The 12517-nt window shown below is 25.8% G+C and carries 9 protein-coding genes; all 9 read right to left on the bottom strand.

All coding sequences use genetic code 11. From position 1 onward, the window contains the following. Window positions 1-171: 171 nt before the first annotated feature. Window positions 172-441, bottom strand: a complete 270-nt coding sequence (locus J3359_RS04410) for a hypothetical protein (RefSeq protein ID WP_208079538.1) — start codon at window positions 439-441, stop codon at window positions 172-174. A gap of 418 nt (window positions 442-859) precedes the next feature. Continuing rightward, window positions 860-1075, bottom strand: a complete 216-nt coding sequence (lepB, locus tag J3359_RS04415; RefSeq protein ID WP_208079539.1) for a signal peptidase I — start codon at window positions 1073-1075, stop codon at window positions 860-862. Continuing rightward, complete coding sequence (gene lepB, locus J3359_RS04420) at window positions 1053-2015, bottom strand: signal peptidase I (RefSeq protein WP_208079540.1); 963 nt, start codon at window positions 2013-2015, stop codon at window positions 1053-1055. Before lepB (J3359_RS04420) ends, lepB (J3359_RS04415) begins: the two co-directional genes overlap by 23 nt. A gap of 370 nt (window positions 2016-2385) precedes the next feature. After that, window positions 2386-4413, bottom strand: a complete 2028-nt coding sequence (locus J3359_RS04425) for a hypothetical protein (protein WP_208079541.1) — start codon at window positions 4411-4413, stop codon at window positions 2386-2388. Between the two features lie 246 nt (window positions 4414-4659). Then, a complete protein-coding gene (locus J3359_RS04430; protein WP_208079542.1) occupies window positions 4660-6390 on the bottom strand; it encodes a hypothetical protein in 1731 nt (576 codons plus the stop codon). Between the two features lie 87 nt (window positions 6391-6477). Further along, window positions 6478-9645 (bottom strand): efflux RND transporter permease subunit, encoded by a 3168-nt coding sequence (locus J3359_RS04435; protein ID WP_208079543.1) that lies wholly within the window; start codon window positions 9643-9645, stop codon window positions 6478-6480. Between the two features lie 38 nt (window positions 9646-9683). After that, a complete protein-coding gene (lepB, locus tag J3359_RS04440) occupies window positions 9684-10781 on the bottom strand; it encodes a signal peptidase I (RefSeq protein ID WP_208079544.1) in 1098 nt (365 codons plus the stop codon). Between the two features lie 142 nt (window positions 10782-10923). Then, window positions 10924-11955, bottom strand: coding sequence for a BF3164 family lipoprotein (locus J3359_RS04445; protein WP_208079545.1), 1032 nt, complete (start codon window positions 11953-11955; stop codon window positions 10924-10926). Window positions 11956-11957: 2 nt separating this feature from the next. Beyond that, window positions 11958-12488, bottom strand: coding sequence for a hypothetical protein (locus J3359_RS04450; RefSeq protein ID WP_208079546.1), 531 nt, complete (start codon window positions 12486-12488; stop codon window positions 11958-11960). Window positions 12489-12517 lie beyond the last annotated feature (29 nt).

Genomic DNA, 12517 nt, shown 5'->3' on the forward strand with positions numbered 1-12517 from the left:
TTTTATTGTAATTCCCAAATCTAAACCAAAGTCAAAGAAATTCTGCTTTGTTATTTTCTTCTTTTTACCATTTAAAGTTAAAACAAGTTCCTCTTTATCTTCTGGGTTTATAATTGTTACATTTAATAAATAATTAAGAAGGAGATAGAGACCATCCGTAAGAAGTTTTAATCATAGAACAATTAAATTTTCTGAGCATTTTATTATTATGTGTTCATTTTTAACATTTATCTTTTCAGGAATATATGGTGTTAGACTTGAAGTTCCAGCCGTACATGCTGTCATACCCGTTCCTTTACATTCAGTTTGAGTATAAGTACTTGTAAATCCAATAGTTGTTCCACAATTATCTATCATCGTATAGGTCGAACTATTAGTGGTAACATTTCTATACATATATTTACCTTCATTATTTTCTGCATTAGCAATCGATAATTTCATTAAAGAAGGTAAAATAATTTTTTAATCTATCTTAGAAATTGTTATTACATTAAAAAATGTTAAAGATATTATAATTGTGACTCCGAATATTCCTATTTTTTTTCATTTTGTAAAATTCTAAAATTATATTTGATTTAATTTAGACAGTCTAGAAGAAAATACTACTTGTATAGTATTGACAATTTGTTATATTTAATAGCCATTAATAATTAAAGACTACTCACAAGCATTTTTGTATTATTCCGTAGGCGATTGGTTTTAACTACACATTTTACGATACTGTTTTTCAGCAAAAAAATTAATTTCAGGCTTTCTAAAACATTATTCAACACTAAATTTTTATATTTACAAATGTAGAACCGCATATGAACAAATTCTGTCACTTTGCTAATTCTTAAGAAAAAAAATATAAAAAGATTTAATTTACATTTTTTAATACTCTATTCCATTGAAATTTATCTTGATAATTAGAATATAGAACATATTGCACTTTACCAATAATATTTTCTTCAGGGACGAAGCCCCAAGCTCGAGAGTCTAAAGTTCCATTTCTATTATCTCCCATCATAAAATAATAATTCTGCTTAAAAGTATAAGTAGTAACTTTTTTATTATCTATATAGAAAAAAACCATTGGTTTTTGTTATATTACAGTTCTCGGAGCTGTTAATAGCTTTTCTATAAAATTCAAAATTTTCTTCATTTATTACTATTTTCATCCCTTTTATAGGCACAGTAACTGGTCCCATATTATCAAATGTCCATTTTAAATTAGGTCGCTTTACAAACATTTTTTCATTTGTAATTGTGTCACTTATTAGACTTGTAGAATATATTTGATTTTGTTCTTTAAGGTAATTTAATTGTTCTTTTGTCAAACTAGCCTTGTAACTCAATAAATTTTCTTTTTTTAAAAAAATATTGTTTGAAAAAGAATCTAGAACTTTATACAAGTTATTCAAGGATTTAACTTTAAAAGTATAGTCTTTTTTTACTGCATCTGGTTCTTTAAATAAATTGCTATTAGTATATATTTTGGTATCTCTTATACTAAACTTATCCCCTGGTAGAGCAACACAACGTTTTACTAAAATAAAAGTTTTACTCCAAATAGAGTTAAATACAATAACGTCTCCTTGATTTATTTCTGTTGTTCCAGAAAGACGTTTATACGGCCACCAATATTCTTTTATTTTTTTTCTAGCATTCTCATTAAAATAATACCCAATATTTAGCAAAGGAATATCAAATGGAGAGCGTGGTAATCTAGGACCATATTTTAATTTATTAACAACAATAACGTCATTAGTAAATAATGTGTTTTCCATTGATGAGCTTGGAATTTTATAGATATCAAAAAAAACTAACTTTACAAAAATTATAATTGAAAGTAGATATGAAAAAATAAATAAGCCTTTTACTGTTTTTTTAAAGAAAGAGTTTTTAATTAAGTATATTAATTTTAACAATCCAAAATATGTTATTATTAATAACGCTAAAGTAAACGCTAGCCAGAATACACCAATCAAAAAAAATATGATAATAAATAAAAAAACTACTACTTTTTTTTTCATTTTATTAAGTTTCAATTCTTTTGTATACATTTATTTATCAAAAAACTTTAAGTAATACTATTAGACTAGATTTGAAGAATGTTAAATAACTAATTTTCAACCATTCAGTTAATAAAAGCTGAAGTTTACCACATTGTTATTCAAGGATATTACTTTTGCTTAAATTATTTGTGAATATCTTTTTTTTACAACCAATTCCTGAGGTTTTGTTTCTTTAATCAAAGTTCTAAATTCGTATACAAAATTAACTCATCAAAGGGACAAATTCTGTCACTTTTTTTAATAAATAATACAACTTTCTATATAAAAATATTATTTAAATTTATTACATCAAGTAACCTATCCTTTTAAATATGTTTGTTTAAAAAAATTACCACCAAATAACTTTATTGTTTTCTATAGTAAAAATTCTCTCCTCTATTCCTTCAGTATGATTTCTTAACCAAAGTAATGCCCCTTGAGGGATGTTAGAATAGCTTATTTTATTTGAAGTTGCTTTTTTTTGCCCTAATGATTTCCATTCCTTATCCCAAAACAATAATTCATATGTCATACCTACATTTATATTATTTTTATCGTTTCTAGGACAAAATCCTATATGAGTTATTTTAGTGCTTTCTCCAAGTTCTAGACCTACCCAAATATTATTAGTTTTATTTAATATTATTTTATTAGAGATTTTTTTATTAATTACCCCATCATAATGTAAAACTTGAACATAGGATAACTCATCAGAATCAAAAATAATATCCATATTTTCATCTGACACACCTTCTGAATATATATATTTACCTTTTAATTTATTAATTTTAGTATTAAAAAACGAAATTTCGGCTAAATCTGTAAATTTAGATTCTGGGTAGCAAAATCTTACATACTTATATTTATTTTCTTCATTTACTTTATATATCACATTATACTGTTTTGGCTTTTTCTTAATTCTAAAAATAACCTTTGCATCTCTAAAGTCAGAATAGCTAGCCCCTTCAAACCTCCCCCCTATTAATAACTCTGCTCTTTTTTCAAAACCTTTATTAGGAGGGAATTTTCTATTAAATTCAAAAAATAATAGCTCTTTTTGAGGGTTAAGGTTTGTTTTAGTCCCATCTGGATTTATTTTAAATGGTAAGCCGATTGGAATGCTTAATTCACCATATTCATTTTCAATCATAGTAAGATAAATAACGTTTTTACCTCCTATATTTTCAAACAGAGCATTATTATTATTTATTACAGTACCTTCGATTGGTGTCCACCCTGTTTTTGAATTAGGATTAAAAATACATAAATATGCCTTTTTTTTATTCATATTACTATTTGGTACTTTAATTGATACATTAAAAACACTTGTGACTTGTTTTGTAATATCTTCCCATCCAATATGATTTAGTTTTTTTTCTATATTATTTTGTTTTTTTAAATTTAAATATTCCAAAAGATTTCTTTTTTTATAAACCTTTGTAATATCTTCTCTAGGAATGAACTTACCTGGATCTTGAATATATCCATTAAAAATTTTCCAACCTCCTAAAGTATCCATAACTGCATTTAGCATATGGTTATGCCCATTTCTTCCAAATTTATCAATAAAAATTTCTGTTATAGGAATACCATTTGAACGCATAACCTCTATTGTTCTATTAGAAATGGAAACGCAATCACCACTTAAACCCAATTCTGTCATATAAGGCCCAGGTACTGAGTTTTTAAACTTTTTCACCTTTTTACCCAATACACCAAAACCATCATTACGAATCAATTTATTTAATATTTTACAGACCTTTACAGGATCTTTTTCATTTGAAAGTGAATCTCTAAATAGTTTAAATTTATTAAAATAAAATTTTCTCCATGAATTTGGTTTTTGCTGTCCACTTCTGTAAGGAAGAATATATTCACAAAACTCATCAAAATTTAAATGTTTTGCCCAAGGTAGTTCCCATGCCATAAAAGCATACTCTATATTTTCAATTAGAAATTGTGATGTTATATTTTCAATATCGTAAAATGTATTTAAATCTGAAAAGCTAATTTTACCATATTTTAACTCTATAGTATCAATATATTTTTTAAAAATTTCTGTTCTTATATTTCTGCTATAAAATCTGTTTTTTACATTTGAATACTTGTCAAACTTTTTATGTAATGTACCTTTTAAATTTAAAATATGTTGTAATTTTTTACCATCTTTATAAAATTGATATGGCATTGTACTAATTAAAACACAGGCTGCCTTATATTTTAAACTGTCCTTAGGTTTCTGGTAATAATCAAGTACTTTTTCTAGTTCTTCTCTGTTTTTACCCGCTAAAATTAAAGCTTCTTCTACATTCGTATCATATTTTTCACATGAACTTATTAAAAATGTTAAAAGAAAAAAAAATAGTATATATCTCATATCATTTAGTTTTTTTTTGTTATAAAAACAGTATTTATTTTATAATTATCTCCCAATTAAAACGTTTGCATCTGATTCTTTTAAAGAAAATAATCTAATAATTTAAATAATGGATAAGTTTATTATCAAATACTTTATAGGCTTTTATAATTGATAATTTCTACTTAGTTATCGTTTTTTTTTTAATAATTTAATTCTTGATAATTAATATATTCAAGTTTATACTTATTTATTGTTTAACAATAATCAATACCATATTTGTTTTCCATTTCTATACTCAAAAATTCTTTCTTGTCTGCCTCCATCAAGACATTTTAAATATAATAATGCCCTTTTCGGAACATTGTCAAACTTTAATTCACATGAAGAATCAGCCTTTTTTTTGCCTAAAGAAATAAAACTGCCTTCATCTGCATAAAAAAGCTCATAATTCCCCCCTACAAAAACATGGTTTAAGTTATTTGGTGAGGTAAATCTAAATTTAGAAATGTACTGAGGACTTCCTAAATCTATTCCTTTCCACGTTATTGAATCGGTTTCATTAGATGAATTTGAAATAAAATCTCCTTTCAAAGAAACTTCTTTACCCTCTAAATTTTCATAAAATAATTCGATTTTTTTTACAGTTATCTTGTTTTTAGAATACAATCTATAGTATCGATATTTATTTTTAGGGTTTATTTTAATATCATAAGGTCTTAATTCTGGCTCAAAATTTATTTTTCTTAATATAGTGAAATTTTTAAAATCCTTTCTATTAGAAGCTTGTATTAAAGTTCCCTTTAATAATTTAGCTTCTTTAAGCAATCCTTTCTTCTCTGGGTATTTTCGTTTTATTATAACTTCATGTCTCTTCCCTTCTGCCATAAATTCTCTTTGATTGCCATTATGGTCAAGATGAAAAGGATTTCCAAAAGGGATTATTGTACCACTTTTATAGTATCCAGGTTGATATACAATATCTGTTCCCATCTTGTTAAATATAACTTTATTACCTGTTATTTTACCCCATTGAACTGGAACCCATTTCTTGTTAACTCCCAAAACACTTAAGTATAAATAATAAGTATTCTTTGGAGGAGCTTTTGTGAATTTTATCTCTACATTTATAGCCTTGAAATATGAATCAGAAACATCAATTTTTTTTATATCCCTGAACAAAGGGGGTATATCTTCTATCTTTAGTCTATTGTCAGAAATTGGCCCTTCTATATGTGTTGAAAAAGTATGCCTATATATTTTTGGAAGACGTATTTTTCCACTCCAATCGTCTTCAAATCTATTATTATTTATTTTAGGATTATAGAACCAATTGTTTCCCGATTCCCAAAAAGATTCAAAGTAAAGTGTCTTACCTCCATACAGTAAAGCATTCCATTGGTGGTCCCCCTCTCTTGTCCCCCAGGCTGGAACAAAATCTATAACCATAGGAATACCTTCTGCATTAACCAAATAAGCATTAAACCAACTTTTTATGGCACAATTACCGCGCTTTATTTTCATGAAATCCTTAAATTTAAGTATTGGACGCTTATAAATTATCCAATAATCAAATTTATATTCTTTATATTGTATAAATAGTGAATCGCAAGCTTTGGTGAATGACATAGGATATGAATCTTTAAAATGATTCTGATTTTTTTTTATAAAAAAATCTCTCCAGTTTTCAATAGCTTTACCTTGTATATGACGGTAAGGTAAAATATATTCACAAAAATGATTAAAACTTACGCTATCTCTGGCATAAGGATTTGTTTTCCATGAGTTATAAGCTAAATTTATATTATTAATTAAAAAATCACTTTTAATTACCTTAATATCTTTAATGACTGATTTATACAAATTTATAGTATCATACGAATAATTATTAGGTAAATTAGAAATCAGGAATTTTGCCGCTTTTAATTTTTCTTTATTATTTTGATTTTTATAATACTCCAAGACTTTAATTAACTCTACTTTGTTTTCTCCAGCCATTTTTAGTGCCTCGCCTATATCTGAATTATATTGACTACAGGAATAAATACATAAAATGAATAATAGAATAATCTTCTTCATAATTTTTTAAGTTTTATCGGACAACATTGTTATTGAATTATGTTTTTTTGTTATAAATAATGGTAAATAAAAGATTATTCCAATTAGAGAAAATATTAAACCTCCAATTGAACCGACAGCAAATGAAAACCAAAAGGCTTCATTTTGACCACCCCAAACAAAAGGAATTAAACCAACAATTGTTGATGTGATGGTAAGAATAACAGGAATAATTTTATAATTAAAGGCTTTAAAATAAAGAAATCTAGAGTTTCTTTTTTGATATTGAATTTTTAAATTATTAAAATCATTCACGATATAAAGTGCAGAATTTACACCAATACCACATAATAATATAAATGAAGCATAGCCACCTTGGTCGAAATTGAAATCAAACACATAAAATGTTAAAAACAAACCAATAAATGAGATAGGAATCATACTAATTATTGCAAGCGGCTGTTTTAAAGATTCCAATAAAATAGCGCATATAAAAAAGATAATTCCTATGACTATAAATAAATAATAGTACTGTTCCTTGTCTTTTTTATTCCATCTATTATATTTTTGTTCAAATACCCTATAACCGAGTGGTAACTTGGGTTCAAAACTTTTAATAGTTTTCTCTTTAACTTTTTGAGCCAACTGAAAAGTCCCTAAAAAATCATACGCAACTGTTAAACTATATTGTTGATTATTTTTTTTAATCGTATTTCCAGTTTTCTTTTTCTCTACAGTTGCTAATTGAGCTAATTTATATTGTTTATTTTGAATTGCTATTGGCGTATTCTTTAAATCCCATACATTAAACTTTTTGTATTTGTCAGAAATTAATTTCACATTCTGTAATTCATTATTTTGAATAATAGAAGGCAATCTACCTGCGTAGACTTTATTTTTCAAGTATTCGTAAAGTTGCGCTTGAGAAACATTAGCAAGTGCTAATTTATTCGTATTAAAATCTAAATAATATTCATATAAGGAATTACTTCTATAAGCATTGCTTGTTATTTCTACTTCTTTGACTCGCGAATTAGAACTATCTATCAATTGTTGCAATAACTGTTCTGCATAACTGTATAATTTATCATAATTATAGCCCTCTAATACAATTCTATATTGTTTTGAACCCGAACCCAAAGCATTAGAAAAACCCCTACCAATACCACTAACAGACCAATCTACCCCCCCTAAGCTAATTGCCTTTGACTCGATTAAACTTTTTAAAGTATATGGAAAACCGCCAAATTCATATTCTTTTTTAAAATAAATAGCAATATTAGAGTTTCTATAGCTAGATATTCTGGTTTCAAATAGTTCAATTTCATTAAAACGACTCAAATATTTCTCCATTTTAGAAATAGCTTCATTCAATTGTAGTATGGTACAGCCATCTGGCATTCTACCTGTGACTCTTAATGTAGTTCTTTCAGGTTCTGAATAATACGAATTTTCAAAAACATCTTCTGTAAACAATCTTAATGAGCCACCAATTACTTTTTCTAAAGTAGGTCTTATATCATTACTAAAATCTTCATTTCCTATTGTTTTATTATAAAGTTCAGTAAAAAAACCCTCTCCTTTTATTTCTTTAGGTAATAATTGAAATGGAATTCCAAACCCTAAAATAAACACCAACATAAACAACCATTTAAAACGTGGTTTTTTCATCCAAAAAATTATCCGTTTATAAAGATTTGTGAATCTAACAATTCTCCTTTTTCTTTTTCTAGAGTAATTGATACGCTTTTTAGAGGTATTTATCTTATCTAAAAGTGCTGGCACATAATATAAAGACACCAACAAAGAAACACCTATATTTATGGCAATTACTAAAGCAAAATCCAATAAATCTGCTTTTTGATTTTCCTTTAATAAAAAAATAATCATTAGCGCCCCAATCGTTGTAAGCGTTGCTGCTAAAATGGCTAAAAATACTTTTTTATTTCCTTTATTTTTAATATGATCAATCATAATAATACTATTATCTATGATAATACCAAAAGAAATAGTTATGCCCGCAAACGAATATAATTGCAATTCTACTTGAAACAAGTAATAAAAAATAATTGCGATTAATAAATTGGTAATGACGCTTAAAAATAGAATAACTAAGTATTTAAAACTTCTATTAATTAAAAGAATTAAGATTAGTAGAATGATAAAAGAAAATAAGGTGCGCTTTTGAATTTTATATAACTCTTCCACTACATACTCTGTAGTATCTTGCGTTAACTTTATACTGTAGCCACTATCCAATTGAGCATTTAAACCTGTAACTCTTGCTTTAACAGTTCTCGCTAAATCAATAGTATTTACACCTTGCTCAGCATAAACAGTCATATTTATACTGTTTAACCCATTTATTCTGTAGTAACTGTTCACAACAGCTTCTTTATAGGTGACTTTAGCTATGTTTTCTAATAGAATAATTCTATTTCCTATTTTTTTTATAGGAATTTTGTTCCAATTAATTTCAGCATCTCCCTTATAAGCTAAACTTAATGCTATTTCATAATTATTAGTATTGTTATTTGCTCTGTAAACACCATTACCTAATTCTTGTTCATTAAGGTATATATTAATTGCTTTTTGAATATCATTAACTGATAATTTTAATTGCAAAAGCTTATTTGTATTGTATGTTATCACCCACTCAAAAGGAGCAGCTCCATAAATAGTAACTTTACTAACCCCTTTTAAAGTTGATAAATGAGGTAAAATATGTTTTTCTGCATATTTTTTAATATAATTAGGACTTTCAATTGCATTGATACTATACGATAAGATAGGCGCCTTGTTTTCATTTGGTGTACTAAGAGATAAGCTCGGGTAACTAACACCTTCTGGAAGTTCTGAATAGGATTGTCTAATAAGATTTGCCATTTCAAAGCGAATGGCATCCATATTTGTGCTTTTTTTAAAATCAATGACTATATTTCCTCTCCCTTTATTTGACGTAGAGCTAATATTTTTTATGCCTTTGACCGTATTAAAAACACCTTCTAACTTTGCAGTAACTTCTTGCTCAAGTACTTTAGCAGAAGCATCTTGCCATCTGTAACTTACATTAATGGAAGGTAAAACTTTTGAAGGCGCTAACTGCACACTTAATAATGGAATTAAACAAACCCCAATAATTGATAAACAGATAAAAAGGGTAAGAATAGAAAATGAAGAAAATTTAAATTTCATAGATGAAACATGCTTAATAATATGATGAAATTTAATTACTAATATACACTTTTTAATAATCTATCCCATCGAAATTCATCTTGATAATTAGAATATAAAACACATTGTACTTTACCAACAATATTAGATTCTGGAAGAAACCCCCAAGCTCTAGAATCTATTGTTCCTTTTCTATTATCTCCCATCATAAAATAATAATTTTGCTTAAATGTATATGTGTTTACTTGTTTATTGTTTATGTAAAAAACACCTTGTTTGTCTGTTAGTATACAATTTTCATACTTGTTTATTGTTTTTTTGTATAGCAAATAAATATCAAGGGTTAACTTTATTTTCATTCCCTTTTTAGGGATAATAATTGATCCCATATTATCAAGTGTCCACTTACTTTCTGATGTTTTAAGTAGTTCCTTCTTTAAATTAAAAGTATCTATTTCTTTCTGTAAAGATTCTACGTTTTTTAGCTGAGAAAATTGACTAAACTCTAACTTAGAAAGTATAGCACGTGCATACTTAGATCTTCCATTTTTTTGGAGCGAGATATTATTTAAATTTATAGAATCTAGTTCTCTATACAAACGGTTATAATTACTAACAATAAATTTATAACTGTTTTTAACTGTACTAGGAGAATTAAACAAAATACTATTAGTACAAATTTCGGCATCTTTTATTTTTAGTGTATCTCCAGGAAGAGCAACACAACGTTTCACTACAAAGAAATCTCGAGTTATACCCAAATTAAACACAAAAACATCGCCTTGTTTAATTGATGATGTACCTGATAATCTTTTATATGGCCACCATAGTTCTTTTATTCTTTTTCTAGCATTGTCATTAAAATAATACCCAATGTTTACCAAAGGAATATCAAACGGAGAACGCGGTAGTCTGGGGCCATATTTTAGTTTATTAACGACGATTACGTCATTTGGAAACAACGTGTTTTCCATTGATGAGCTTGGAATCTTATAGATATCAAAAACTAATAATTTAGTACATAAAACAAGGAAAAGTATAAAAATTATTTTAAATATAATTTTTATACTTTTCTTTAACTGCTTTTGTTTGAGTAATTTATTAAAAAAACAAAATAAAGTGACAATTAATATAAGAAAAAAAGTAAAAAAAAACATATCTAACAAAATTAAAACTGCCCAAGTAAAAAGAAATAATTATATTCCTTTTTGAAATAAATCTAAAACTGACCATCAATTTATTTTCAAGATTTTAATATAAAAACTTAACATCTCTACCCATTAAAAATAGCAGGTTATTTTATAATTTATATAAATTCACTACCGAAAGTCCATCAGAATCTTGAGATAAACCATATAGTTTATTTTCATTCTCATTGATAGTAAACTTAGAAATATTTTTATCTAACTGATAAGAGTTTAATAATTTTCCTTTAAAATCAAATACTAAAAGTTTTGTTCTACTATCTTTATGAGACATGTTTTTTTGCTGATATCCAGAATATAATGTATAAATTTTATTTTTACTCAAAACCAACCCAATAAAATGATTAACTATATTTTGAGGAATAACGTAATTAGTTTTGACATTAAAATTTGGGTATTCAAATTCCCCTATTTTTAAAGATTTTATTAAATCCCCATTTAATTTATAAAAATTTATACGATTAAAGTATCTGCTAGCACCTACAATTAAATCATTTTCTTTACTATATTTAATAAAAGCATCATAGGCTTCAGCTCTTTTTTTTCTAGGAATATCATCAATTATTGGATAGAAATCTATCCATTTTATTTCATTTTCTTTTTTATTATATATAAAAAATGTTCCTTCTCCTGATATGTGATCATTACCTAAAATTATTTTTTCATTATCAATTATAGTTAATTCAAAACCACCTAATATTTTAGGATTTTTTCTTTCAACAATTAAAGGGGCAAAATCATTATTTAAAATATTTTTTAAATTAAACTTTTTAAACTTTTTATGATTTATATCATGTATCCAAAATTCATTTGAATTATTATTTTCTGGCAATATTTCAGGGAAATAAAACTCATTTGGCCCATTTCCCTTAAAGCCAAATGAGTTTATTTTTTTATAATCCTTTTCTGAATATAAATTTATGTATTTTTCACCACAACCATCAATAACGAAAAGAGAAGATTTTTGAGAATGTAATTGGTAAAAACAATTTGGTTTTATGGGTAAAACTTGGCTTTTAATTTTCTTAAATCCTGGTAATTCTATCGAATTAATATTTATATTTTCACTACAACTGGTGAAAAATATATATAAAAATAAATTAATAAATAAATATTTTTTTTTCATTTTTATTTCATTTTTGATTTTAACAATTCCAACATTAATTTATTTTCAAGAGGAGATTTTATCATTACAATCGTATCATTATCTCCTAACCAAAAAGTCTCCAAGGGATTGTATATAAAATTATTTTTGCTCAAAAAAGTATCTATAGAATCTAAATATATTTCAAATGGATAATTATAGTCTTTTACTACACTTCTGAAATAAGAATTATAATCTCCAATTGCTAAAAATCTAACAGATAAGTTTTCAAGTATGTTTTTTTCTTTTATATGTTTTTTCCATTTTTCCATTTCTAAAAAACAAGAGGTACAAGAAGTGTTAATTAATTTGAGAATTTTTATGTTTTTGTTATTGTTATTATTTGTAAAATCATTTACTTTAAAGTAATCTTTTTCCACAAAATCTATCCTCTTATTTACCAGTTCAGGGTTATTGGTTTGAATAAATTTCTCGCTAACTCCATCATAGTTTTTTGAACAAGAAAAAATAAATATCACAAACAGAATCAATCCTAATTTATTTATATAATTCAATTTTTTGTTTTTTTTTATTACTGGTAATT

The organism is Polaribacter cellanae (genome assembly GCF_017569185.1).
In the GTDB taxonomy this organism is placed as follows: Bacteria; Bacteroidota; Bacteroidia; order Flavobacteriales; family Flavobacteriaceae; genus Polaribacter; species Polaribacter cellanae.

Coding starts and splice junctions, on each gene's coding strand:
- J3359_RS04410 (WP_208079538.1), bottom strand. CDS start 441: ATGAAATTATCGATTGCTAATGCAGAAAATAATGAAGGTAAATATATG.
- lepB (WP_208079539.1), bottom strand. CDS start 1,075: ATGGTTTTTTTCTATATAGATAATAAAAAAGTTACTACTTATACTTTT.
- lepB (WP_208079540.1), bottom strand. CDS start 2,015: ATGAAAAAAAAAGTAGTAGTTTTTTTATTTATTATCATATTTTTTTTG.
- J3359_RS04425 (WP_208079541.1), bottom strand. CDS start 4,413: ATGAGATATATACTATTTTTTTTTCTTTTAACATTTTTAATAAGTTCA.
- J3359_RS04430 (WP_208079542.1), bottom strand. CDS start 6,390: ATGGCTGGAGAAAACAAAGTAGAGTTAATTAAAGTCTTGGAGTATTAT.
- J3359_RS04435 (WP_208079543.1), bottom strand. CDS start 9,645: ATGAAATTTAAATTTTCTTCATTTTCTATTCTTACCCTTTTTATCTGT.
- lepB (WP_208079544.1), bottom strand. CDS start 10,781: ATGTTTTTTTTTACTTTTTTTCTTATATTAATTGTCACTTTATTTTGT.
- J3359_RS04445 (WP_208079545.1), bottom strand. CDS start 11,955: ATGAAAAAAAAATATTTATTTATTAATTTATTTTTATATATATTTTTC.